The sequence below is a fragment of the Paenibacillus radicis (ex Xue et al. 2023) genome (genome assembly GCF_024722015.1).
Lineage (GTDB): Bacteria > Bacillota > Bacilli > Paenibacillales > NBRC-103111 > Paenibacillus_S.
In genome coordinates, this window is record NZ_JANQBD010000012.1 from 130,958 (window position 1) to 156,165 (window position 25,208).

The window sequence follows — 25,208 nt, forward strand, 5'->3', positions numbered from 1 at the left end:
ATTACCATCTTTGATATGAATTTGTCAATGTTTCATGGGTTGCTTAAAAATACAGGTCGGCCCAGCCTCGAAGATTCATATGCGGCAAAGGAGATTACCGCTGAACGCAAGCCGTCCTCTCCTGTAATCGGTACAGGTATTCCCGATCTGATACTACGAACAAAGTCTCCAACGATGAGACTATTTAAATTATCGCCCCAGTCGCTCCATTCGGCGTTGCCGCTCAAATTGCTGTACACCTCGTTGCTTAGCTTCCTGACATCTACATAGATCGTTCCTTTTGTTCCGATAATTTCCAATGTCAAATCCCTTTTCATCGGGAATGCTTTGCCCCTGGACCAGCTTGTATCCAGAACACCGATAACCCCGTTTTCATATTTAAAATGAATCATCCCCGTATCGTCAATCGGAATATCGTGGAATAATGTATCGGATTCTGCATACACCTCAACAACTCTCGATTGCAGAATCCAGTTGAATAAATCCATCACATGGACAGAGTGATCCAGCATAGCTCCGCCGCCGGATAAGTTTCGGTCAACGAACCACTCCCGACGAGGTAATGCTCCTTTATTGGTGCCTTTCACGGCAATGACAGTACCGATCTCGCCGCTTTCCACCGCATTCTTCGCCCGAATCACCGCTTGAACATAGCGATTATTAAAAGCGGTCATTAGCTGAACCCCGTTCTTTTTGCATGCTGCTACCATATCTTCCATTTCTGCCACAGTGGTGCCTAATGGTTTTTCACAAAAAATATGTTTTTTGGCTTTAGCGGCGTCAATAGTCAATCGAGCGTGGCGCACATTCTCCGAACAAATAAATACAGCCCCGATATCGGTTGCCAACAGCTCCTTATAGTTCTCGAAATAAGGGTATAGCTTATCGAAGGGTTCCACATAGGAACGATTCTCATCTGCGACTCCGGCAATCTCTACTTCCGGATGATTGGCCAGCGCACGCAGAAAGCCTTCTGCATGCGTATGAGCAAACCCGATCATGCCTACCTTTAATTTAGCCATGATTCATTCCTCCCCAAGGTACAGGCATTCCTGTTAATACCGAACGAGTGGCTGCTTCCGCAATTTGAAGCGCCTGATGCACATCTTTAACAGCAACCTGAGAGTCTGTACCGAGCCTTATGCAATCGAGAAAGTGCTCCAATTGATAAAAGTAAGGACTATGAAGCATTGGGCTTTCAGCTGTGATAGTAGTGGCGGAGCCTTGCTGTTTTTTCAGCTCGAAGCTGTTCGTATTCCTGCTGTCATAACGAATGACACCCTTATTTCCAGCGGCTTCTATTCTGCAGCGATATGGCTCCGGGTCTCCCCAATGAGCGGCCAGGTTAACAATCCCACCTGTTTCCAACCGCAAAGTGACCACAGCATAATCAATCCCCGATACCGTTCGTTGCATAGCATAAACAGATCTGACTTCACCTAAAACCCAACGCATCAAGAAGATGTCATGGATTAATCTTTTCTGGATGATCCCTTTGCTTTTACTCTCATCGTTATACCAATTCTCGCAGCCTCTTGGACTTGGACCCGAATGCTGGATATGTGTGACCCCCACATTGCCAATCGATCCCTTTGCTATTTTATCCTTTAAATTTCTATAATACGGCGAGAATCGTTCGGCAACCCCTATAAATATCTTTACGCCCTTCGCGTCCGCCGCCGTCATGATGTCCTCCGCTTCAGCTGTTGTAGCGGCTAAAGGCGCTTCGCATATAACATGCTTGCCTTGGTTAATAGCCTTTAGAATATATTCCTTTTGCACATAGGTAGGCAGACATACACAAACAATATCCGGTTCGGTGTTCGCCATCATTTCCTCATAAGATGCATAAGCAATCGATTGGCATAAGCTTGCCAGTTCATTGGCAGCCTCTGCTCGGACGTCACAGACTCCCGTTACTTCAATATTGCCAAGTTCACAAAGGCTATGCGCGTACTGATTCCCTAGGCTGCCACCGCCTAATAAAGCCACTTTCATCGTCCTATTCCTCCCCTTATATCGCCTTGCGCTGCAGACTTTCCATATTATGTGAAGTAGACCGCTTTCCCTGTTTCAGCAGATTCATACACCGCTTCTAAAATTTGCGAAACCACTAACGCTTGCTCCGGTTTGACGACAAGCTCTTGATCGTATAGCACGCTGTCGAGCCACACCCTCATTTCCAGCTCGATCGATTTGCTCCTGACTTTATCCAAGGACGGAATACCAGAGCCCTCCATGAGAATTTCTTTGTCGTACAGCTTTCCGTTCTCTTCGCCATTGATCCACAAACCGTCCCTCATATCGGCTCCGCCTTTCGTACCGCATAAGGTAACTTTCGCTGCTCCCTCTTGGCGTATATTCAAGGCCCAGCTGGACTCGAGCATGATGGTAGCCCCATTCTCCATAACAATCATTCCAAATGCCGAATCTTCAACCTTGAAGCTTTTCGGATCCCATCCCCCGTTTCTAGCTGCTTCATTATTTTGTGATAACATATGATAAGCTGTGCCGACTACCATTTTCGGCTTATAGTTATCCATCATCCACAAGGTCAGATCCAAAGCATGCGTCCCAATATCAATCAACGGACCGCCGCCCTGCTTGTCTTTGTCCAGGAACACCCCACGGGTAGGAACGCCCCGCCGACGGATAGCATGTGCCTTAGCAAAGTAAATAGTGCCCAATTCGCCATTTCTGCAAACTTTATGCAATTGCTGACTATCTGAGCGGAAGCGATTATTGTAGCCAATCGTCAATTTCTTCCCTGTGCGTTTTGCTGTCTCCAGCATGCGTACAGCATCTGCTGCACATATGGCCATCGGTTTTTCACACATTACATGTTTACCTGCCTCCAGTGCCGCTATACTAATTTCGGCATGGCTATCATTACTCGTACACACGTGGACCACATCAATAGTCGAATTGGCCAGCAATTGCTTGTAATCCGTATAAACAGCCGCATCCGCAGTTCCGAATTGCTCAGCTGCCTGTTGAGCTTTTTCTGCAAAGCTGTCGCTGAAAGCGCTTAGCTCAACCTCAGTAAATTTAGACAAATGAGGTAAATGCTTATTTGCAGCAATGCCTCCACATCCGATAATGCCGATTTTCAGTTTTTTCATGACTCTTGTCCATTCCCTTCATCATTAATTTTTTTTGTAGCGCTCGGAAGCAGCCTCATATATTTTCAGTAAATCCTTTACACCCATTTTATTGATCGAGCTGACATACTGATCCCAGTTAGCAAACGGTTGCCCACCGGCTATAAATTTCAATTGCTGTTCTTCGACAAAGGTAACAATATCGCTTTCCAACGCATTTAACCGATCCTGTTCATCCTTGGTAAACAAAAAGCTTGGCCAAACATTTTTAGAGGTATTAGGACCTAACAGCTTTGCTGCTTCCAAAGAGCTTGGAAATGTATTCCCTGTTTTGTCATATTTCTGAAGTACCATCTGCGGAATTCCTCCGCCCGGCCACGTCGAGAACTGTCCTGCAGCTTGGTCCAACGATAGTTTGGGATTGCTTCGAATATCCTCCTTGTACTGAATATCGCCGTCAGGCAGCTTTTCATAAGTGATTCCCTCGATACCCATCCGTACAAATTTACTTCCTTCTTCACTGTAGAAATAATCTACCCAGCGCATAGTAGCCTCGGGATGTTTATTTTTGTTTGTAATGGCGAAAGCGCCTTGGCCTTGCGTAAAAGGAGCCACATTAGAAAACAACTGGTCTCCATACGGCCCTTTCAACGCCGGAGCCGGTACATAATCGTTCATATACGTATTTCCAGCCTGGTTCACGTTGCTTGCATGGAATGCTCCTACCAAGCCTTGAGTTAATTTAGCATTAAATTGAGGCAGCTCCTGTGCAAATGCTTCTCTATCCATCAAACCTTCCTTAAATAAACGCGCTATGAACTCAAGCACTTCCTTGTACTTGGGATCCGTTGCGAAAAAACGAACCTTTCCATTCGAGTCCTCGTCCACATACACACCTTTCCGGTTGCCGGTTGTACCCATTCCCCATGACCCTCTTAAACCGGGCAGCAAATCGAAGGACTTGTCGCCTGTCCATGGAATTTCATCGTTTTTGCCATTACCGTTCATGTCATTTTCTTTAAAGGCTTTAAGTGTTTTGTAAAATTCCTCTACCGTTGTCGGTACCGGCAAGCCTAATTTATCGAGCCACTTCTTATTGATCCACAACTTTTTGTTTATTCTCGGAGCCACCTGTTCATTTAATTGCGGCAATGAATAAATGTTTCCGTCAGGTGCTGTAATGCTTTTCTTTACATCCGGGTGCTTCTCCATGATGGCTTTAAGGTTCGGTGCGTACTTGTCAATCAAATCGTTAAGCGGAATTAATATACCTTGGGAGCCATAATTGACCTCATCGGCTGGAGTAAGTGCCGCACGATAAAATGCTTCCGGATAATCGCCGCTTGCAATTCTAACATTTCTTTTTTCTTTGTAGCCGGTATCGGGTACTGCCTCAAAGACGACTTTGACATTCGTCATTTTTTCGTATTCCTTAAAAATCAACATGTCGTTCCATTCCGCATGCAGCGGAGCCTTGGATCCCATCATTTGTATCGTTATCGGCTCGTTCACAATGGGAAACCCTGTTGCGTTAACGCCGCTTTTAGCTGTAGAATCCTTACTCTTCGGGCTTGTTTCATTCGTTGTAGAGCAACCTCCCAGAGCGGTAACAGCCATTGTGATCGCTACGGAGGCGGGTACCCAGCTTCGTGTAAATCTCATTGTTCATCCCTCTTTCAATAAGTTTATTAACAACCATGGTTAACCCTTAATCGCACCAATCATAATTCCTTTTTCAAAATATTTTTGCAAGAACGGATACAAAATCAGAACAGGCAAGCTAGAAACTACAATAATCGCATACTTGAGTCCTTCAGCTAAATTCTGCTGTTCTATCATCGATTGCGAATCCCCTGACATCATTTCATCCATTTGGTTTTGGATAAGCAGCTCCCGCAAGAACAGCTGCAGCGGATACTGCTGCCGATCCGACAAATAAATCAATGCGTTAAAAAAAGCGTTCCAATGACTCACTGCGTAATACAAGATCAACACGGCAATGATGGGCATGGACAAAGGCAAAACGATGCTTACTAAAATTCTTATGTTCGTGCTTCCATCCATAAATGCCGATTCCTGCAGCTCTAAAGGGATTGTATTTTGGAAAAAAGTCCGCATAATAATCAAATTAAACACCGAAACCGCGCCGGGCAAAATCATGACCCAAAAAGTATTAATAATGCCCAAGCTTTTAATGACCAGATAAGTAGGGATAATCCCACCGCTAAAAAACATCGTGAATACGAAAAAGGCCATAATAACATTGCGTCCATAAAAGTCCCTTCGTGATAATGGATAAGCACCTGCAATGGTCATGACAATATTGACGCAAGTACCCACAACCGTATACAAGATCGTATTTCTATAGCCAACCATAATATCCGCATTTTGAAATACACGCTTATAGGCTTCAAACGAAAGCTCTTTAGGCCATAACCAAACCTTGCCTTGCAATACAAGCAAGGGATTACTAATTGAAGCGCTTACTACATAGATAAGCGGATAAAGCACAACTATTAAAACAAGCGATAATATGCATATATTGATCGTGTCGAACCAACGGTCTCCCAAACTTCCCCTAGCCCCTAGTCCCATTAAGCCATTCCTCCTACCACAAACTCGTTTGACTTATCCGCTTCGAAATACTGTTAACGACAATTAATAAGGTGAAATTGATAACCGAGTTAAATAGCCCAATAGCTGCCGAGAAACTATACTGGGCGCCAACCAACCCATTTTTGTAAACATAAGTTGAAATTACCTCAGAGGATTCCAGATTCAGGTTGTTCTGCATAAGGAACACTTTCTCGAAGCCGACACTCATTACATGTCCAAAATTCAATATTAGCAAAATAATAGCCGTGGGCATCAAGCTAGGTATCGTGATATGAATAATTCTTTTTATTTTGCTTGCTCCGTCCACAACGGCTGCCTCGTAAAGCTGCGGATCAATTCCAGCCAATGCAGCCAAATAAATAATCGAAGCCCAGCCAGCATTTTGCCATACTTCCGAAAGTACATAGACGCTTTTGAACCATCCATTTTCCACCATGAAGTAGACCGGATCTCCTCCCAAAGCAATAATGACCAAGTTGATCATCCCGTTTTTCGGAGATAGAAACACCAGTATTAACCCGACCATGACCACAGTAGAAAGAAAATGAGGGGCATATGTAACCGTTTGCACGATCCTCTTAAATTTATTGTTCCTCACTTCATTAATTAATAATGCCAAAATAATCGGGATTGGAAAGGAGACTGCAAGCTGGTACAGACTTATGCCCAACGTATTGCGAATCAATCTCCAAGCATAATAAGAATTAAAAAAACGCTCGAAATGCTTCAAGCCCACCCACGGACTCCCGCCAATCCCTTTAACCGCCATAAAATCTTTGAATGCAATTTGCACGCCATACATTGGCAGGTAATGGAAGATGACGAAGTAAGCAATAACTGGCAAAATGAGCACATACAAATCCCAATTCCTTCGAATACTTTTTAACCGTCCGTATATCATCGATTTACATATGCCCCCTTTCAAAATAATAAGCTGATAGGATCATCTATACTCCATCATCGTCCTGAAGATGGACACGCAATTCGTGCAGCTCCTCTTTTAAGGAACGGATGATTTCGGTGTTGGCCGGATCATGATAGATATTGTTCAGCTCATATGGATCGGCATGCAGATCGAACAGCTCCCACTCCGGCGGCTTTGGCTCGTCAATCGCGCCTGTAGAACCCAATGCTTCCCCATAGTAGTAGATGAGCTTATAACGCTCGGTGCGGATTCCGTAATGGGAGTATACATAATGATTCCCCAGGTGCATCCAGTAGCGGTAGTACATCGACTTGCGCCAATCCTCAGGCTTTACGCCTTGCAGGAGCAGCCGCAGGCTCGCGCCCTGCATATTCGAAGGTACGGGTATGCCTGCGTAATCTAGAAACGTCGGGGCGAAATCAACGTTGAGCGCCATCTGTTCGCACACACTGCCCGGCTTGATTTCACGCGGGTAACGGATGATGAACGGCATTCGCAATGACTCCTCGTACATAAAGCGTTTATCGTACCAGCCATGATCACCAAGGAAAAAGCCTTGATCTGACGTGTAGATGACGATCGTATCATCCGATATGTCTTGCTCTTCTAGCCAATCGAGCATTCGGCCCACATTGTCATCGATGGAAGCAATGCAGCGAAGGTAATCCTTGATGTAGCGTTGATACTTCCAGCTTTTCAGCTGCTCGGAAGTTAGCCCTTCCGGTGGATCCATCTTTAAATCCTTCTTGCTCAAATCCCGATCCACCCTCATTCGGGCTGCTGAAGCTGCCGCAGCCCGGTTCGAATAATCGTCATTGAACGTTTCCGGTTCCGGTATGTCGGCGTCCTCATACATATGAGCGTGTTTTTCGTCAGGAATCCATGGCCGATGGGGGGCCTTGTTATGGCACATCAGGAAAAATGGTTTATTCTTGTCCCGCTTGTTCAGCCAATCGATTGACAGCTCAGTGGTAATATCGGTGACGTAGCCTTCATACACTTTCTGTTCTCCCATTTCGATGAACGTCGGATTATGGTAATCTCCTTGTCCAGGCAGCACGTTCCAATAATCGAAGCCCGTCGGATCGGCATCGCCCCCGTGACCCAAATGCCATTTACCGATAATTGCCGTCTGATAGCCGTCTTCCTGCAGCAGCTTGGCCACCGTCTGCTGACGGCCATCCAGCTTATCGCCCAGCGTTTTTACTCCATTCAGGTGATTATATAGTCCTGTGAGAATGGCAGCTCGGCTTGGTGCGCATATGGAATTGGTACAAAAGCAGTTATCGAACCGCATGCCCTCATTGGCAATACGATCAATCTGCGGGGTTGTATTGATCCTGCTGCCGTAGCAGCTTAAGGCATGCGCTGCATGGTCGTCACTCATGATGAATACAATATTAGGCCGATTCATTCTTTCTTATCCCTCCTTAGCGTTTTGCTTTAGCTCTGTTTTCGCATGCTTCTCCAATATCCTGTAAGGGTGAAGCCATACTTCATGGTGAACTATATATCAGCCCCATGCAGAAGTACATCAGCAGTATAACTAACGATCTGCATTTTTTTACATCTGTATCAAGAAGCCTTACTGCAGCAGCCTTTCCTATCTGCAATTCCAACATTCGATATGCAGATGGTTACATTTTGAAAAAAAGAACCGAAAATCACGTCGATTTCCGATTCAAATATTTTGAATAATTAGTTTTACGGTATAGCATTGGCGTGATGCCTTCGACCTTTTTAAATTTGCGAATAAAATTGGTCTCATCCACATAGCCGACCTGCTCGACAATTTGCTTAACCGTATAATTGCTGGTTGTCAGCAATTTTTTGGCCTCATTCATTCGCAGCAAATCAATATGCTGCTTTTGCGTATAACCGGTTTGATCCTTAATAAATCGGGACAGGTAGGATGGGGATATATCAAACTCTCTTGCAATCGATTCCTGGCTTAAGGAACTATCGTTGTAGTGCTCCTTCAGGTAAGCCATAATTTCATCGCACAGATCCACGTTTTTGCTTTCTTTTTGTGTGGCAATATAATGGCTCAGCTGTTTGCAAAATTCGCATATTTTCCTTTTTGCCATTTCAAGCGTTTCGAACTCCTGATAAATTAATAGCTCCAAGTCTTTCTGGAAACAATCATTTAACTTGTCATTCATATCTTCCATCGTATTGAACACCTTATTAATAATTCCGGAGCATATATGCTTCGCCGCTTCTAGCGAAAGCGAATAGTTGACGATCTCGTCAAATATTTCCGCAACGATCACTTGAGACTCTTCAGCCTTGCCTTGTTTAATTGTCCTCACCAGCTGCTCCTCAAGCTCTGACGGATACCGGTAAGGCTGCTGCTTCTCCCGTTCAATATCTTCATAAAACAGGATCTGATCATCCCCTCTAATAAACCGATACAATATGGCTTTCTGTGCTTCTGCATAAGTGTCGCATACCATCGACAAATCATTGTAAATATGGCTAACTCCAACCGTCAAAGAAAATTTATAATTCTCTTTAAAAAAGTTTTTTATTTTAACAGCAAGTGCTGTAATATGCTCTCTGTTGTTCTTATCAGCCTTAACATTTAAAACAAGCGCGATTCCGCGGTCATCGATTAAATCGACCCCGTATCCGTCTCCCACTTCTCCGGACAGCTCTTCGGCAATATTAATAATGCTGAATTTAAACAAGTTCTGCATGGAGACGCTGTTTTCAGTTCGAAACCGGTTATAATCATCAATAAAAAAGAGAAGGGTGCTAAAGGAAGAATATGAAAACGTTAAGGCTGAGGCTTCCATCATGCTTTGCAAATGATGAGGCTGAACATCCTGCTTGCCTTTGAGCAATGAAAGTAACAGACGTTCCTTCATCATCCCTCTTTTGCTCCCTAGTTGGCTCATTAGACCTTCTTGTTCCGTAATAACTTCATTAAAAGCTTGAGACAGATAAGAAATTTCATCCATATTGTCCGAGGTTCCCTTCAACACCTTGCGATCTACTATCATTTGAACGATGCTTCGTAAGGATCCGTAATTATTATTTGCCAAAATAAAAGAGATACAAATACCTATAAGAAAAATAACCACGGCAGAATAAATGAAGATAAGCCTGCTATGCTGAACCTTTTGCAATATTTGATCCGTAGGAATCACCGTTACATAGGACCATTCATTGTAGTCTGAAGAAACTTTAATAATGGAATAGCTCCCGTACCGGTTATGAACCTCACTCGCTTGCGATGTCAAAGCAGCTTCATCCAATCCGCCTAAAAATTGCTGAGCTGTTTGTTCCAGCTTTCCTGACCGAAGGGAGATGATCGGATTGTTATGCTTATCCAGAATGTACATATATCCGGAATATTTATTCAAACCATTCCCCAGAATCTGGCCTAACATCTTTTCCTCAATTAAAAACATCACAGCCCCGTATGGCTTCCCCTGATTAATGGGCAGCGGGCATATATACGTAACAAATTTTCTTTTTGAATCCACACCATTAATATTGATTATTTCCGCCGGCCTTATAGCAGGTGAAGTCATCCTTTCGAGTTGCTCAAAAAATTGGGACTTCCCCCAATTTTCATACCGATATATATAGTTAAAGTAGGATTCATAGCTGTAAACACCGCTTGCCGCATACAACTTTCCCGTGTCCCGGTATGGGTACACCAGGGCCAAATCGTAGATCAAGAAATTACTGGACCGGTACTTGCCCAGCTCCGTAATTGCCCGATAAGTTGGATACCCCTCATCCGCCACCATAAAAGGAGTCATCTCCGGGTTGGAAGCGATCTGTAAAGCAATCTTCTCCAGTTCCTTCATTTTCGATTCTACGGTATCCCGAATTTGTGTTAACCCGATTGTAGTTGAGCTTTCCACTTCATCTTGGAATGTTTTAATAATGTTACTAAAGACTACAATACTAACAATCAGCAGCATGATAACAAGCAGTAATACATACGACAAAAAATATTTGTAAAAGCGAACCGATCGTCTTCTATCAGCTTGCATTCCAGTCATCATTTTTTTCATAGCCTATCCTCCTTTCTCTGCTTGAAAAGGGTCGTGATCAGCCAGCCTATCAACGATGCTATAACGGGGGGATTATTTCGCAAAAACCCTGCTCCAACTGGGAACAGGGTTTCAAATAAGATGGTTTATCTCTCTATTAACCTAACTGCTGATGGTAGTTCACCAGCGCTGCCGCACCATACAAGCCTGCGTTATCACCTAGTGATGCCATAGAAAACTCCACATCACGGATCCCCAATAAGGAACGCTGCTGTGCCATTTCCACTGACGGCTTCAAGAGGAAATCCCCTGCTTTGCTGACGCCGCCTCCGATAATAATTTTTTGCGGATTATATAAATGAATCAAGTTAATGAGGCCAATGCCTAAGTAAGTTCTCGTTTCTTCAACAATTTCCATAGCCAAATTGTCATTGCGCATAGCCGCAGCAAAGATGTCTTTAGACGTTAAGCTCTCTTCCTCAACCAATTGCAATTGACTAAAAGACGTCTGGCCTTCCCTTCTATAACGAGCCAATTTTTCCTTTGTCCTCTGCACGATGCCGGTCCCCGAAGCGCAGGCTTCAAAGCATCCATAATTGCCGCAGCTGCATAATGGGCCCTGCGGATCTATAATCATGTGACCGACTTCGCCTGCGCTCCCTTGCTCGCCCAGCAGCAAATGGCCGTCAACAATGACGCCAGCCCCGATTCCCGTGCTGATGGTAATGTATAACATGTTTTTCGTGTTACGTCCTTTGCCGTACAGCCATTCCCCAAGGGCGGCTGCATTCGCATCATTATTTAAGTAGACAGGAACATGGAATTCATCGGCTATGATCTGCTGCAAAGGAATATCCACCATTCCGGGCAGGGTGGATGGGGAAAGCACCATCCCTGTAAACGGATTAAGAGGCCCGGGGCTGCCGATGCCAATACCGTTGATGCTGTCCGATGTATGCTCCCCTGTATAGCCAATCACTTCGCGGATGCTTTTTTTAATCCTGCCGATGACGGCTTCTGCCCCCTCTTGAGCCAGAGTTAGCGCTTCGGCTTTAAACAAAAGCTCGCCCTTTTGGTCAAATAATCCTGCTCTGATCTGTGTTCCGCCAAGATCCACTCCAATGGTATACACTTTATCACCCTCTATCCGGCATTTAGTAAATTTATTAGCGTACCTATCCGACTGTTACAGGCTCACCGTTTTTTTGAGACGAATCGATTCGTAAGCAGCCAATGCGATTACCGTTGAATTGTACCCGTCTTCCCCGGTAATAGGCACAGGCTTTCCTTCTTTAATGCAATGAATAAAATCATCGATCAGCATTTCATCTTTATTATCGCCCCAGTAGCTCCACTCTGCATGCCCCGTTGCTTCGCTGTACACCTCATTGATCTGGGCAAAATAGTCGATCGAAATAACGCCATCCGTACCGATTATTTCCATAGTTAAATCACGTTTATAAGGAAAGGCATGCGTCCGCGACCAGCTTGCATCCAAAGCAGCGATGATTCCGTTCTCATATTTGACATGAACCATCCCTGCATCATCGATATCGATGTCATGAAACATGCTGCACGATTCAGCATACACTTCCACCGCCGGTGAGCGGAGAATCCAGTTCAACAAATCCATGACATGTACGGTATGATCAATTAGTGCGCCTCCGCCCGACAGGTTCCGGTCATTGAACCAGCCGCCAATCATTTCACCTTTATTGGTTGCTTTAACAGCTACAACCCGGCCGATTTCGCCACGGTCGATGGCTTCTTTGGCGGCAACGACCATTGGAATGTAACGGTTTGGAAAAGAAGTCATCAGTTGAACGCCATTCTCTTCACACGCTTCAATCATAAGGCGCATTTCCTCTCTGGAAAGACCAAGAGGCTTCTCGCACAGCACATGCTTCTTATGCTGCGCCGCTTCGATTGTCATCTGTGCGTGTCTGGAATTTTCAGAGCTGATAATGACCACATCCGCATCTCCTGCCAGCAGCTCTCTATAATCGGCAAAATACGGAAGCTGATGCTGCTGTATAAACGGTTCAACACGCTCGCGGTTTTCATCGGCAATCCCAACCAGCTCCACATCCGGCCGCAGTGCTAAAGCTTGCAAATAGCTGACCGCATGAAGATGGGCGAAGCTGATCATTCCTACCTTCACCTTATGCATAATCCCCACCTCCACGAACTTCTTCGTTAACAAAGCTATCCGTGCTTGCAGATGCCAATTCCACTGGCTGTCCGGTGCGCAGCGATTGCTCCGCTGCCCTGACTACTTTCAGCGTTTCGCAGGCATCCTCAGCGGTCATAAACGGTTTGCCGCCATCCCTTATGCAGCTCATCAAATGAACAAGCTCATCCCGCTCAGGTTGGCGAAAGGAGGGGCTGAATTCAGCCTTCATCGGCTGTTCAGACCTCCTATCAGCTGCTTTCTGAATGCTCAATCCATTTGTTTTCCGGCTGTCATAACGGATAACGCCTTTTGAGCCGGCAAATTCAATCGCTGATGCATATCCCCCCGGATAACCCCAGTACGCTTCAATGTTGGCGATTGCTCCTGTATTAAATTTAAGCGTAACCAGGACATAATCCAAATACTCGGTAGTTGTACGCATCGCATACACATTCGCAACTTCGCCGACCGTCCAGCGCAGCAGATCGATATCATGCAGTGCGAGACGGAACAATGCGCCGCCCTTTACACCTTCGAGTATCTCGCCGTTCATTCCTCCAGTCCAGCGTACGCCATCTGTATCCGCTTCATGCTGTAGGGCGGCCGACGTAGACGTAGGAAATGGACAATAGCGCTTAACATTGACCACGCCAATATTGCCTATCGCACCGGCTTTAATACGTTTTCTCAAGTCAACGTTATGGTAATAAAATCTTTCTGGATGGCTGAACAACAGCCGGCTCCCGTTCGCTTGGGAAGCATCCAGCATCTCATGAACATCCGCCGCATCTAGAGTGATCGGCATCCGCGCGATCACATGCCGACCACTGGCTAACGCCTGCAATATATAGGGCTGCTGGCTGTCCAAGGATAGACCTAAACCTATACAAACTGCGTCTGAAGGCAATGCAGCAATCAGCGCATCATACGATCCAAAAGCGGGGCACCCGAAACGTTGAGCCCACTCCGAAGCCACTTCAGGCTGCATATCATAAACGCCAACGATTTCCGTCTGCTCCATGCTCAGCAGATGCTGAGCATATCGTTCTCCGCTTCCACTCAGTCCAACCACAGCCACCTTTAACATAATCACCCTCCTCAGAGTTTTGCTTTAGCAAAACTATCTTCGTAAGCAGCAGCTGCTTTTTGCTTTAGCAAAACTATCTTCGTAAGCATTAGCTGAGCTTGGCTTCAGCAAAATTTCCATTGTAAGCATCAGCTGCTTTTTGCTTTTGTAAATACGGACTACTATCCCTGGTTTAAAAATAGACGGCTTTACCGGTTTCCGATGAAACATAAATCGCTTCCAATATTTCTTGCACGATCAGCGCCTGCTCCGGTTTAACTACCGGTTCGGTGTCGTTTAATATCGCCTCAATCCATAGCCGGGCTTCCAGCTCGGAAGGACTCTCCTTCCTGGTCTCGTAGAAGGGGATTCCAGTAAGCTCCAATTGGATACGGTTTGTATAGAGATTACCGTACTTTTCTCCGTTAACCGTTAATCCATCCCACATATCAGCTCCGCCTGCGGTTCCGCATAAGGTCACTTTGGCTGTGCCTTCTTGCAGAATGTTTAATGCCCAGCTCGCCTCCAACATCACGCTAGCGCCATTCTCCATCGTAATCATAGCAAAGGCTGAGTCCTCCACTGTGAATTGCTTAGGGTCCCACGATCCGTAAGGATTTGCTGCGTTTTCTATTTTTCCTAGCTGATGAAACGCTGTTCCCAGCACAGCCTTAGGCTTATAGTTATCCATCAGCCAGAGCGCCATGTCCAAGGAATGGGTGCCAATATCGATCAGCGGACCGCCTCCCTGCTTTTCCTTATCCAGAAAGGCCCCCCAGGTCGGAACTCCGCGACGCCTCAGTGCATGTGCTTTGGCCAAATATAAATGTCCAAGATCGCCGTTACGGCACATACGGTACAAATACTGTGTGTCCGGGCGATATCGGTTGTTGTAGCTAATCGTCAGCTTTTTATTCGAATGCTTGGCCGCATCTACCATTCTCCGCGCATCGGCGGTTGTTATAGCCATCGGCTTCTCACACATTACATGTTTGCCGGCTGCCAATGCTGCAATCGCAATGTCTGCATGGGAATTGTTGCTGGTACACACATGGACGACATCAATCGTGTCGTCCTCCAGCATTTCACGGTAATCCGCATATACTTTGGCATCTTTCGAACCGAAAGTATTGGCTGCCATACGGGCTTTATCCAATCCTCGGTTGGCAAAAGCAGTCATCTCCACCTGAGGTAATTTAGCTAATCCCGGCATATGTTTGGCGTTGGCAATTCCACCACAGCCGATAATGCCAACACGTAATTCCTTAGCCATCCTACAATCCCCCTTTCGAGTTAGGACCCGTCCGTCCCTCAACAGTCGGATGATCGCTGCAGCAATGAGGCCGCTTCTTCATCAGCGATTACTCGTACCGCTGGATGCAACCGAAGTGCGGTAACTGGGACTTCGGGAGATATATCTCCATAAAGCAGTTGGTAAAGCGCCTCCTCTTTCACGGTACCGCTAACCAGCAGCAAAATCGCTTTCGCTTCGAGAATGGTGCCAATCCCCATAGTGATAGCTTGCGTTGGCACAAGACCAACATCCCCGAAGAACCGTGCATTGTCCTCGACCGTCTCCCGCTTCAAAGCAACGAGCCGTGTTCGCGATGAGAAGGATGTCCCCGGCTCGTTAAACCCGATGTGCCCATTGCGTCCGACTCCAAGCACCTGCAGGTCAATCCCTCCCGCACGGCCAATTGCCGTTTCATAACGCGTGCATTCCTGTTCTACATTCGCCGCCTCTCCATTAGGAATGTCATAGCTCAAAGGAGTCAACGGATTATACACATGCTCTTTCATAAATTGGAAAAAGCTTTGCGGATGATGACGAGGAAGAGCATAATATTCATCTAAATTAAATGTCGTTGCCTTAGACAAATCGGCTTTATTCCTGCAGAGCTGCCGATACATTCCGATGGGGGTACCGCCGGTAGCAAGGCCCAGAACGCTATTCGGGCGTTGTGCCAGCTGGCCGAGCACCAGCTCTGCAGCAGCTTGTGACATCTCCTCATCATTTTTTACGATTGTCAGATGTAGATTACCTTGATGAATGACTTGATTCTTTTGGTTAACTTTACTCGCTACGCTTTTCTTATTCATCATGCCAGTACAAACACAGGGGATATCCAGGCACATTGTCCGTTCCACTGCTTGATCTCCACATGGTAAGCATCGCAATCTGTTTCCTTCTGATCATCCGACCATTCTCCTTGAAAGCAATATTCGTTCTCAGGAACTGCGCGATGAAAGAGGACCGCTTCCGAATTGTACGCTTCCAGGTGAGCGGAACGGCTGCCCGTTAGCAGCTCTCCAATCGAATAGGCAAAGGTTTGGCCGTTCGCCTCAATCGCCAACTTGCTGTTCAAATCACCATCGATTTCAAAAATGAGCGCAGCCGTTTGCGGATGCTGGGTAGATGGATTTTTAAACGTGGTGCAAGTCCATACCGCACTATTGTCCGAAGAAGAAATAAGCTTATTGCTTAATGCATTAATATCCGGGTTATCCCGCATTTCCGGCGTTGGGGCAAGAACACTTTGCCCACGGAAGCATGTTTCTAGCGAGACGATTTGTCCTCCATCCAGCCGTGCACGGCCATTCCATAGAAATCCGTCCTTATTTTCTCCCCAGCCCATTTCCACACGTACTTTATACCTACCTTGAGCATTGCTTGGCTGCTGCGCTTGACTACCTGCGCTAACCCCGTTCACAATGCTCCAGGATTTGCCGTTTTTATATACCGTCACTTTTTCAATCCCGTCACAAGCCGTTACATCAAGCTTCAGCTGCCTGCATCCGCTGTCTTTCACCTCACTGCCATAAATCGCTCCATTGAGGGTAAATTGGCAAACGATTTTATCGCCGGTTACCGCATAGGTGCGCCGTGCCAATAGAGCTTCCCATATGGCTTCACGTGTTTTTTCAGCAGCCATAACAGCAACTCGGCCGTCTCCATATGAACCCGGATATCCGGCATGATGATCGGTAGATCCGGCAAAGCTGAATCTTTTACCGCGTTGAAGAGCAGACACGATCGTATTGCGCGAATCACGCGGACCCATTGTGTGCAAATATGGATATGGACTGGAATCCGACATGCTGCAGCCATGTTTGGAAAAAACCTCTACGACCGGACTTATTTCCTCAGCAAACGCATCCCAATTCACTCCCCGGTAGCCGGGTGTGTATCCCACATGGTGGGGAACAGCAATCACCGGCAGCGGAGCAAGAGCCTCGACCAGCTTCGCCGGGGAATCCGCCTGGATCAGCGGCAATTCGTCTGAAGGCGACAGTATATGATGATCGCCAAACTCACTGGAGTGAATTTCGTAGCCCTGGAATGTAACGAATTGATGAGGAATGTTAGACTCACTCACCGTACGGCGTACATATTCCCAATTTTTCTGAAGCTTGGCAAAGCCCTTCATGTGGAAATCCACTAGAAATTCCAATTCCTCTGTTTTTTCCGGCATATCCGGCCACATAGCATGTCCAATGATGGCACAGAAATCAAGCTGTTCTCTTGCCGCCGCCAGTGCATTCTCCAAGCTGCCAAAACCATAAGTAATGCCACAGTGATTGTGCAAATCACCCCAATATAAGTTCATACGTCATCCACTCCTATTTATGATTCTTGTAGTCTCTAACAAGCGTCCCGTCCACTAATGCCATCAAGCTTTGCGGACACCAAAAGCAATATCCTAGACAATGGACCTCTTCGACCTCTTGACCACTGCATTTGCCGACAAGAAGTGCTTCAGCAGCCTGCTTCGCGCTCTCCCCGGCAAACAAATCCAGGTTACTCACACACATTCTGATATTCATTGATCAACCCTCAATTATATGTCATTATCCGCCAGCCTCATCCAGCCCCAGACGCTGCAGCTGCTCCTGCGGAGCTGAGATCTGAGTGATCTTATTACGTATCCCCCGTTTCAGCCGTTCCAAGACGTCAGGGTGCTCGCTTGCAACATCATGCTGCTGCGCGTGATCCCGAGCGATATGATATAGCTCATCATGTGCCACTAACGGCGATGACTCGCGATCGCATTCGTTGCGAATCAGTCTAGGTGCCGCATGACCGGGATGTGCGTTCTCATATTGCGTAGGAAAGCGTTCGCCATCCCACTGCTTCAATCGTTCCTCGCTGTCCGCATATAAATTTTGTTGACCAAAATCCCAATTGTTATAATGCGAACGGGTATACCAATATAGCGGTGAGTTGCCTGGCAGCGGCTTTTTCACCAGCAGCCATTCCCCGTCCGTACAATACACCGGACCGCCAAACACTCCAAATATCAATTCCTGACGTGAGCGAATTCCACCGCTTGAGGGTAACCCGACTGTTGTTGAACCGATGCTCGCTTCTGTCTCATCCCGTCTTGCTATGGCTTCTTCTGAACGGGAATCCTCATCAGTCTCCCACAGTGGAACGAGGCTCTGCCCGTGCATATGTGCCGGAACCTGAACGCCCATCGTCTGCATGATAGTTGGCGTCAGATCAGCCATCTGCACCAGCTGCTCATACACGGCACCGGGCTTGACACCCGGATGATGGATCAGCAGCGGTGTTCTTGCGATATCTTGATACAACAGTCTGGCGTGCTTCCCCAGCCAATTATGTTCACCGAATAGAAAACCGTGGTCACTTGTCACAATGACCATCGTGTTATCCAGTAAATTCAGCTGATCCAGTTTGTCATAAAACTTTCCGAACCAATGGTCGACAAAGCTCACTTCCCCGCAATACAGAGCATGAACCTGCTCCAGCTCTTCTGGCGTCATTCGATCGGCTTCCCCATACTTAGGCCAAATTACCGATTCACCGGTATACCCCGGGTTATATTTCTCTACATATCCCTGCGGAGGATCGAACGGTTCATGGGGATCAAAGCAGTCAATCATCAGGAAAAAATCCGGCAAGTTTTTATTCTGCTCCACCCAATCGATCGATTTCTGAAATACTTGAGCCGCGAAATAATCTTCTTCCTTACGGAAATGCGCCGTATTTCTCGCATATTTCGGCCAATTGCGGTTTAATTTATGTTCAGAGGCGGGATAAGTTATAGGAATATCCGGACTGGTGATCCAATTGTCCATTTCCTGCCCACGAATGATTTCCATACCGTTAAATGAAAAATGATAGTTCCCTGACCCATACTGCCACAGGTGGTAATGATCGGTAATAAGCATAGTTGTCTTATCGTGATCGGACAACAGTGTGACCATATCCGACTTGTCATGTTCCAAAGGAGACCAGCCCCGCCACAAAAAATTGAGCTGTCCTGTCCATAAGTCTTGGCGTGCAGGCATGCAAGGGTACGATCCAATGTACGCATTGCTGAAAAGAGCGCTGCCTTCAGCAAAACGATCCAGGTTCGGGGTTTCTATCGATGAATTCCCGTAGCAGCCCAAATGATCCCGCCGTAAAGTATCTACTAAGATGCAGATGACGTTAATGATATACCCCTCCTACAAACTTTCCCTTAGGAAAATTACTTTTCATTACTTTTCACAACCATGAGTCAAGTGTACTTCGATACAAAACGAATATGTTTTCTGTTCCCCTGGAGCAAGCATTGGCAATGTTCCCCTGGAGCGGTGAACAGCCCGGCCTTCCGTGGACGCATTGCCCGGCTCGATGCCTAGTACATACACACCCTTGCCGGGGTGCTTCCATTGCGTCAAGCAAGGACTTGCAGCTTTATCGTAATCAAGCTTCAATGCGAGATTACATTCTTGCCCGTTGTGCATGACTTTGTTGCTTATTTGAACTTGAACATTGCTATTGTCTGTATCGGCCTTCACGTCCTCATGCAGCATAACGGTTGGCTGTCCGTTCTCTGTTGGCGCGGAGAAGCCACTCCATCCATCGGTAGCTCCCTCTCCGTTGATCCATCTTTTTGGACCGGGGGGTATACTAATCGAGCAGCTTTCACCAATCAGCGGAAACCCGAAATTAAAATGATGCATCATTAAATGCTCAACTGGCTGAAACGACTCGTTCGTTACCTTATCCGTAATGTAAATCCGGTTCTCCCCAAGCCGCGTAACGATAGTTCGTTCCATGGCGATGTTTTCCCCATTCACCGCACTTTCACGGACAAGTCCGCGAAAGATCAGCTCATACTGTCCGCCGTTCCAGCGTCCCTCAGCCTGCAGCAGCTCGCCTGCCGTTGAAGATATACGCCCATGCGGACCGAAAGCTCTGCCCTCATCCACGCTGGGCTTCCCCATTGTGGTCAACCCGCAGGTAGCGAGCAGACCGCCCTCAAAGCTGTGATTCCAATTCTCTTTTTCATAGGAAAAGGGAGAAACCGGGCCGATTTGTGACATCCAGGCAATAGGTATGCCATAAAATTCGCACATTCCAATATCGAAAGCACGGCTTACTGAGATTTGGAACTGCAATCCGGAACCATTGCGTACCTGAATCACCTCATTGCCCTTGCCCTTTCCTTGAATCAGCTCCATGCGCTGAAATCCAGCTATTTGACGAATATCCGAGACATGCTCGAGAAGGCTCTGTTTACCGTTCTGACCATATACCTCCGGCATCCTTTCACTCCTTGGTCATTTCCTTTTGGCAGCTATGACAAGCGAACCTACACTTGTCATAGCTGTTGAATGGAATTATTTTTTGCTGCTGTCAATAATTGCTTGCAATTCCTTCTCTGCACCCTTCAATGCTGCATCAGGTTTGATCGTTCCTGTCATTATGCCGGAAAGAGCCGTATTCATCAGCTCATGCTGCTTCAAATAGTAAGGAACAAGCGGTTCATCTTTGCCCACTTTGAGCGATTCCATGACCACATCGTAAAATTCACGCGGTTGCAGCGAAGGATCATTCAGAACGGAGTAACGAATTGGCAGTCCGCCCAGCTTCGCTTGGCGCATGGCTCCTTCTTTGCTTGTCATAAACTCAACGAATTTAGCCGAATCATCTTTGTTTTTTGCGTTTTTATTCATGATCAAAGACCAAGAATGATATAGCGGAGTCCGCAAAATTTTACCGTCAGCCTGCTTCACGCCCGGAACTACGCCAATTTTGATTTTATCCTTGAAGGGGCTGTCACTTTTCTTGATTTCCGTGTAGGCTGCGCTCCACATCGGCGCCGCCATGGCTATCGTACCTGTTTTCAAAGCATCAAATACGTTGGAATAACCCCAGTTCGGCGTATCCTTAGGAACAAGCCCTTCTTTCATCATGGTCTGCCAAATTTCCCCTGCCTTGATGGCTCCTTCCGATCCAATGCCGGTTTTACCGTCTTTGACAAGCTCAGCACCGTAAGACCACATCATGGTGTAGAACACTTTCGGTTGCTCGGATCCCGATAAAGCTGTCCAGGAGGCACCAAATTGGGTTGGTGAATTCGGATTTTTGGATTTCGTCCATTTTTTCGACTCTTCAACAAATTCATCCCAGGTTTGCGGAGGATTAGGAATAAGATCAGAACGGTAATAGAACATATGAATACTAAGGTTATACGGCATAGCTATCGTTTTGTCCTTATACTTGTATTGAAAGGCTACGTCCTTCCAATCATAGTTCGGATCAAATTTTTTCATGTATTCGTCGAACGGTTCAATCGCACCGGCTTCTGCCAGCGGGGCTACATAAGTGTTGTTGGTTGTCGCTAAATCAAACGCGTCCGTTCCGCCGACCAATTGATTCGTAAGGTTAGTGAAATAATTGCTTGCGCCTTGCTCAGTGAAATTGACTTTGACCCCGGTCAGCTTGGTAAACTCTTTGGCTTGCTCCTTTACATAATCGCTTGTATCCGGACCGGTACGCGTAAATATCGTAATTTCACGCGGTTTTTGACTGTCTCCAGCCGGCTTGCCTCCTTCAGCATTACCTTTGTCGCCAGGTTTGCCGGTTTCCGATGAACAAGCGCTTAAAAATGCCAGCATGGTCACCAGCAGTAACGCCGTTGCTTTTTTGCCCATTACATTTTTCATCCTTTGTACCCCTCCATGAATGGTTTTTGTTGAATCTATTTAACCGCACCCACTGTTAAGCCTTGCACAATGTAACGCTGCAGGAACAAAACCATAATGAATGCAGGCAATAGAATTAAGCTTCCGGAACCGAATACCGGCCCCCAATTGATCGAATACCCGGTAATAAAATCGCCGGTGGCCACGGGCAGCGTTTTACTTTTTTCAGAAAGCGCCAATGTAAGACCGAATAAATATTCATTCCACACAAATAAGAAACAGAAAATACTGGTCGTAATTAACCCCGAACGGGCAACAGGCAGCGATATACGCCAAAATGCTTCGAGTCTTGTGCACCCGTCAATCAAAGCCGCTTCCTCCATCTCCTCCGGCAGCTCATCAAAGAAACCTCTCATCGTCCAGATTACAAACGGAATGTTAAATGTAATATTGGCAATCACCAGAGCCCAAACCGTATTAATTAAACCGATGCTTTTAAACATCAGAAAAAAGGGGATGATTAAAATAGCCGGAGGTGCCATTTTGGTAAAAATGACCCAGTTAGCAAATGCATTTCCGCCTGTCCGCCATCGGGCGATACTGTAAGCCGCAAGTGTGCCTGTAGTGACGCATATAAACGTAGCCGTTAAAGCAACGATTAAGCTATTGATCAAGTACTGGAAAAAATTTTGCGTTTCAAAAATAAATTTGTAATTATCCAATGTCGGTTTGAACCATACGACTAGCTTGGGCTCGATTATCGCCTGAGTGGACTTGAAGCTGCTTAAGATCATCCAAAGGATGGGTACAGCCCATACAGCTATAATGACTGCGATGACACAAGCGATAGCAATTTTGGCGGCTGCCATTTTTATAGACCGATCCACGTTTAAGCCCCCCTCCTGGAAATCCATTTGCCAATACCGGAAAACACGAGGCTGACTATAATAATGAAAACAAGCACGATGATCGATAACGCCGCACCTTTACTGTAGTCCTGACCCGTTAATCCGACGGAAAAAATATGAATGTTAAGCGTACGCATCGTAACCGAATCTCCAAACAACGCCCAAATCTGATCATATACTTTCATCAGGTCGATAATCCGGATCAGGAATACGACTCCAATTACGGGCCGCAGCATCGGAAAAGTAATATGCCAAAATGTTTTCCAGCTATTGGCGCCATCTACTTTGGCTGCTTCATAAGGCTCTCTCGGCAAAGCGCTTAGCCCGGCTAAAAACATCAAGTAAACAAAGGGCGTCCACTGCCAAATATTCACTATGATAGCGGATACAAAACCAATATTGGCGTTCAAATGAGTAATTAGGAAATCCCCGACAATCGGTATATTACTCACGTAGGGAAGCGGTTGATTAGTTAGCCATGGCACTTCAGAAAATCCAAGATCCTTTAGCACCAGGTTAATAAAACCGTTATAGCTGCTGTACATATATTTCCACAGCATGGCAATGACAATCGGACAGGTCATAACCGGGATAACCAGGATGCTTGATACAAACGAGCGCCCCCGAAATTCCCGCTGCAGCAGAAGCGCCAAGCACATCCCAATGACAATTTGCAGTGCAAGCACAATGACCATATATTCTACGGTACGGACAATAGCTGCATAAAATAATTTGTCCTTGGTGAAGAAATACATATAGTTAGTAAACCCAACAAATGACCAATCCCCTTTAAAATTCAGCAGCGACACATTGAACACACTGAGATACAGCAGGAAGACAGCAGGAACCGATGTCACACAAAAGAGAATTATAAATCCTGGAATTATCAACGTATAACGAATGTTTCTATCCCCGAAGAAAAATAACGACCACAGGAAGATCAAAACAATCGTCACACCGATAATACCGAATTTCGCTGCCGGGTCCACACTGCTTTTCAACATGAACACATTAGTAATGATCCCTAACAAAGATAGCCACAAAAACAAGTTAGCGGGTGACCATCTCAGCGAGAACTTGTTTGCTTTCGTTTCCAATTGCATTAACAAATCCCTCCATGGTATGAATTAATTCCAAATGATGCGGTGGTACGTGTCCGAGAAAAAATGCTTGCTGATCACAGCCGCAGCCCCTCTTACCTGAAGTTTTTCCGAGTCCTGGGAGAATCCGATTTTGACATCCTTCGAAACAGCAGATAACGCTCTCCTTTGAACGATTTCAATGATTTTCTGTTCCAGCCTCTGCCCTGCACTGGTGATATCCCCTTGTATAATCAACTGCTCCGGATTAAAAATATTTAGAATGTTGGCGATCCCCACTCCCAGCCAGTAGCCCGTGTGGTTAAGTAGCACATCTGCAACCAAAGGGTCCCCGTCATGATACATTTTTAAGACGGTGTCGAAATCAAGCGAAGCGTATTTATCGTCTCTGCGGGACAACTCTTCGCCAAAGGCAGTGATCGAGGCCAACGCGTCCCAACAACCGTGATTACCGCATCGGCAAAGCGGCCCATCATGCGAAATTACCGTATGGGCGAAGTTCACAGCACCATCGAACGCTCCCCTGTACACCTCGTTGTGGATGACAACTCCCGTTCCTATACCGAGACCAACGCTTACGCAAACGAGTGCATCTTTATATTCTCCATTGCTGTGAAGCAATTCCGCATAAGTCCCGGCACGAGCATCGTTTTCTATAAAGATGGGGATTTCCAAGCATTCGCGCATATAATCACCGATCGGAGCATCCGTCCATGGTATGGACGCTGAATACCGCATAATTCCGAGCTTGGTGTCAACCAATCCACGAACTGCCATACCGCAAGCGATGACAGGCTGTAATACACCCTGTCCGCGTGCCTCTTGAATTAGCTGGCGAATGTCCTGCACGATTAGATCCAAGGTCTGGCGGAAATCATCGTATATTTTAATTTTCTTTTTCACGTAAAACTTCACTATACCGACTAGATTGGTAAGAGCCACCTCGTACCGCTCATTGTTGAAGGAAACAGCAACGATCAGTGCGGCATCTGCTTGAAAATCCAGCAGGATGGGTCTTTTACCGCCAGCTTCAGTGGAATCTCCTCTTCCAGTCTCGTAGACCAAGCCCTCCCGGATCAGCTCATCCACAAGAGCAGACACTGCCGGCTTACTTAAACCAACAGCCGCAGAAATTTCTGCACGGGAACAAATCCCACTTCTAACCGTTTTCAAAATACTCATCCGGTTAGATTCCTTCATATCATTTTTACTTATCATCTTAGTATTTTTCATTCAGCACACCTTCTTGGTAAAGACATATGGGTTTGTAGGTTAAGTTAGTTAATAAAACTAACTAACTTCATATTTTTATTTTAACTAACTCTTACAAAATGTCAATACCATTTTCAAAATACAATTTTAACTATT

21 protein-coding genes are annotated in these 25,208 nt (G+C 46.1%); all 21 read right to left on the reverse strand.

What is annotated here, in order from left to right; translation table 11 throughout:
- Window positions 1-32: 32 nt before the first annotated feature.
- Window positions 33-1,022, reverse strand: a complete 990-nt coding sequence (locus NV381_RS17400; RefSeq protein WP_258214561.1) for a Gfo/Idh/MocA family protein — start codon at window positions 1,020-1,022, stop codon at window positions 33-35.
- Complete coding sequence (locus NV381_RS17405; RefSeq protein WP_258214562.1) at window positions 1,015-1,998, reverse strand: Gfo/Idh/MocA family protein; 984 nt, start codon at window positions 1,996-1,998, stop codon at window positions 1,015-1,017. The genes NV381_RS17400 and NV381_RS17405 overlap by 8 nt, the downstream gene beginning before the upstream one ends.
- A gap of 47 nt (window positions 1,999-2,045) precedes the next feature.
- Window positions 2,046-3,122, reverse strand: coding sequence for a Gfo/Idh/MocA family protein (locus NV381_RS17410; protein WP_258214563.1), 1,077 nt, complete (start codon window positions 3,120-3,122; stop codon window positions 2,046-2,048).
- Between the two features lie 24 nt (window positions 3,123-3,146).
- Window positions 3,147-4,763, reverse strand: a complete 1,617-nt coding sequence (locus tag NV381_RS17415) for an extracellular solute-binding protein (RefSeq protein ID WP_258214564.1) — start codon at window positions 4,761-4,763, stop codon at window positions 3,147-3,149.
- A 39-nt stretch (window positions 4,764-4,802) separates the two neighbouring features.
- Window positions 4,803-5,696 carry a carbohydrate ABC transporter permease gene (locus tag NV381_RS17420; RefSeq protein ID WP_258214565.1) on the reverse strand — a complete coding sequence of 298 codons (894 nt, stop codon included), beginning with the start codon at window positions 5,694-5,696 and terminating at the stop codon, window positions 4,803-4,805.
- A gap of 13 nt (window positions 5,697-5,709) precedes the next feature.
- Window positions 5,710-6,618 carry an ABC transporter permease gene (locus tag NV381_RS17425; RefSeq protein WP_258214566.1) on the reverse strand — a complete coding sequence of 303 codons (909 nt, stop codon included), beginning with the start codon at window positions 6,616-6,618 and terminating at the stop codon, window positions 5,710-5,712.
- 46 nt (window positions 6,619-6,664) lie between these two features.
- The gene (locus tag NV381_RS17430) at window positions 6,665-8,056 is read right to left on the reverse strand and encodes a sulfatase (RefSeq protein WP_258214567.1); all 1,392 of its coding nucleotides are present in this window, start codon (window positions 8,054-8,056) and stop codon (window positions 6,665-6,667) included.
- Between the two features lie 250 nt (window positions 8,057-8,306).
- Window positions 8,307-10,673, reverse strand: coding sequence for an AraC family transcriptional regulator (locus tag NV381_RS17435; RefSeq protein ID WP_258214568.1), 2,367 nt, complete (start codon window positions 10,671-10,673; stop codon window positions 8,307-8,309).
- A gap of 136 nt (window positions 10,674-10,809) precedes the next feature.
- Entirely contained in the window at window positions 10,810-11,784 is a 975-nt protein-coding gene (locus NV381_RS17440; RefSeq protein WP_258214569.1) for an ROK family protein, read from the reverse strand.
- A gap of 54 nt (window positions 11,785-11,838) precedes the next feature.
- Window positions 11,839-12,822, reverse strand: coding sequence for a Gfo/Idh/MocA family protein (locus NV381_RS17445; protein WP_258214570.1), 984 nt, complete (start codon window positions 12,820-12,822; stop codon window positions 11,839-11,841).
- Window positions 12,815-13,912 carry a Gfo/Idh/MocA family protein gene (locus NV381_RS17450; protein WP_258214571.1) on the reverse strand — a complete coding sequence of 366 codons (1,098 nt, stop codon included), beginning with the start codon at window positions 13,910-13,912 and terminating at the stop codon, window positions 12,815-12,817. Before NV381_RS17450 ends, NV381_RS17445 begins: the two co-directional genes overlap by 8 nt.
- A 172-nt stretch (window positions 13,913-14,084) precedes the next feature.
- Entirely contained in the window at window positions 14,085-15,164 is a 1,080-nt protein-coding gene (locus NV381_RS17455; protein ID WP_258214572.1) for a Gfo/Idh/MocA family protein, read from the reverse strand.
- A gap of 38 nt (window positions 15,165-15,202) precedes the next feature.
- Entirely contained in the window at window positions 15,203-16,039 is an 837-nt protein-coding gene (gene nagB, locus NV381_RS17460) for a glucosamine-6-phosphate deaminase (protein ID WP_258214573.1), read from the reverse strand.
- Window positions 15,991-17,499: a DUF3604 domain-containing protein gene (locus NV381_RS17465; RefSeq protein ID WP_258214574.1), complete on the reverse strand. Its 1,509-nt coding sequence runs from the start codon at window positions 17,497-17,499 to the stop codon at window positions 15,991-15,993. The genes nagB and NV381_RS17465 overlap by 49 nt, the downstream gene beginning before the upstream one ends.
- A gap of 13 nt (window positions 17,500-17,512) precedes the next feature.
- Window positions 17,513-17,716 (reverse strand): hypothetical protein, encoded by a 204-nt coding sequence (locus tag NV381_RS17470; RefSeq protein ID WP_258214575.1) that lies wholly within the window; start codon window positions 17,714-17,716, stop codon window positions 17,513-17,515.
- Window positions 17,717-17,740: 24 nt separating this feature from the next.
- Window positions 17,741-19,354, reverse strand: coding sequence for a sulfatase (locus NV381_RS17475; RefSeq protein WP_308861996.1), 1,614 nt, complete (start codon window positions 19,352-19,354; stop codon window positions 17,741-17,743).
- Window positions 19,355-19,396: 42 nt separating this feature from the next.
- Window positions 19,397-20,449, reverse strand: coding sequence for an aldose 1-epimerase family protein (locus NV381_RS17480; protein WP_258214576.1), 1,053 nt, complete (start codon window positions 20,447-20,449; stop codon window positions 19,397-19,399).
- A 75-nt stretch (window positions 20,450-20,524) separates the two neighbouring features.
- Window positions 20,525-21,853 (reverse strand): ABC transporter substrate-binding protein, encoded by a 1,329-nt coding sequence (locus tag NV381_RS17485; protein WP_258214577.1) that lies wholly within the window; start codon window positions 21,851-21,853, stop codon window positions 20,525-20,527.
- Window positions 21,854-21,888: 35 nt separating this feature from the next.
- Window positions 21,889-22,719 (reverse strand): carbohydrate ABC transporter permease, encoded by an 831-nt coding sequence (locus NV381_RS17490; RefSeq protein WP_258214578.1) that lies wholly within the window; start codon window positions 22,717-22,719, stop codon window positions 21,889-21,891.
- A 2-nt stretch (window positions 22,720-22,721) separates the two neighbouring features.
- A complete protein-coding gene (locus NV381_RS17495) occupies window positions 22,722-23,843 on the reverse strand; it encodes a carbohydrate ABC transporter permease (RefSeq protein ID WP_258214579.1) in 1,122 nt (373 codons plus the stop codon).
- Between the two features lie 24 nt (window positions 23,844-23,867).
- Window positions 23,868-25,073, reverse strand: a complete 1,206-nt coding sequence (locus tag NV381_RS17500; protein WP_258214580.1) for an ROK family transcriptional regulator — start codon at window positions 25,071-25,073, stop codon at window positions 23,868-23,870.
- Window positions 25,074-25,208: the final 135 nt, after the last annotated feature.

Excerpts from the sequence above, each read along its gene's own strand:
- NV381_RS17445 (WP_258214570.1), bottom strand. The coding sequence starts at position 12,822 with ATGCATAAGGTGAAGGTAGGAATGATCAGCTTCGCCCATCTTCATGCG.
- NV381_RS17450 (WP_258214571.1), bottom strand. The coding sequence starts at position 13,912 with ATGTTAAAGGTGGCTGTGGTTGGACTGAGTGGAAGCGGAGAACGATAT.
- NV381_RS17415 (WP_258214564.1), bottom strand. The coding sequence starts at position 4,763 with ATGAGATTTACACGAAGCTGGGTACCCGCCTCCGTAGCGATCACAATG.
- NV381_RS17410 (WP_258214563.1), bottom strand. The coding sequence starts at position 3,122 with ATGAAAAAACTGAAAATCGGCATTATCGGATGTGGAGGCATTGCTGCA.
- NV381_RS17400 (WP_258214561.1), bottom strand. The coding sequence starts at position 1,022 with ATGGCTAAATTAAAGGTAGGCATGATCGGGTTTGCTCATACGCATGCA.
- NV381_RS17405 (WP_258214562.1), bottom strand. The coding sequence starts at position 1,998 with ATGAAAGTGGCTTTATTAGGCGGTGGCAGCCTAGGGAATCAGTACGCG.
- NV381_RS17435 (WP_258214568.1), bottom strand. The coding sequence starts at position 10,673 with ATGAAAAAAATGATGACTGGAATGCAAGCTGATAGAAGACGATCGGTT.
- NV381_RS17465 (WP_258214574.1), bottom strand. The coding sequence starts at position 17,499 with ATGAACTTATATTGGGGTGATTTGCACAATCACTGTGGCATTACTTAT.
- NV381_RS17470 (WP_258214575.1), bottom strand. The coding sequence starts at position 17,716 with ATGAATATCAGAATGTGTGTGAGTAACCTGGATTTGTTTGCCGGGGAG.
- NV381_RS17420 (WP_258214565.1), bottom strand. The coding sequence starts at position 5,696 with ATGGGACTAGGGGCTAGGGGAAGTTTGGGAGACCGTTGGTTCGACACG.
- NV381_RS17480 (WP_258214576.1), bottom strand. The coding sequence starts at position 20,449 with ATGCCGGAGGTATATGGTCAGAACGGTAAACAGAGCCTTCTCGAGCAT.
- NV381_RS17495 (WP_258214579.1), bottom strand. The coding sequence starts at position 23,843 with ATGCAATTGGAAACGAAAGCAAACAAGTTCTCGCTGAGATGGTCACCC.
- NV381_RS17425 (WP_258214566.1), bottom strand. The coding sequence starts at position 6,618 with ATGATATACGGACGGTTAAAAAGTATTCGAAGGAATTGGGATTTGTAT.
- NV381_RS17485 (WP_258214577.1), bottom strand. The coding sequence starts at position 21,853 with ATGAAAAATGTAATGGGCAAAAAAGCAACGGCGTTACTGCTGGTGACC.
- NV381_RS17455 (WP_258214572.1), bottom strand. The coding sequence starts at position 15,164 with ATGGCTAAGGAATTACGTGTTGGCATTATCGGCTGTGGTGGAATTGCC.
- NV381_RS17430 (WP_258214567.1), bottom strand. The coding sequence starts at position 8,056 with ATGAATCGGCCTAATATTGTATTCATCATGAGTGACGACCATGCAGCG.
- NV381_RS17500 (WP_258214580.1), bottom strand. The coding sequence starts at position 25,073 with ATGAAAAATACTAAGATGATAAGTAAAAATGATATGAAGGAATCTAAC.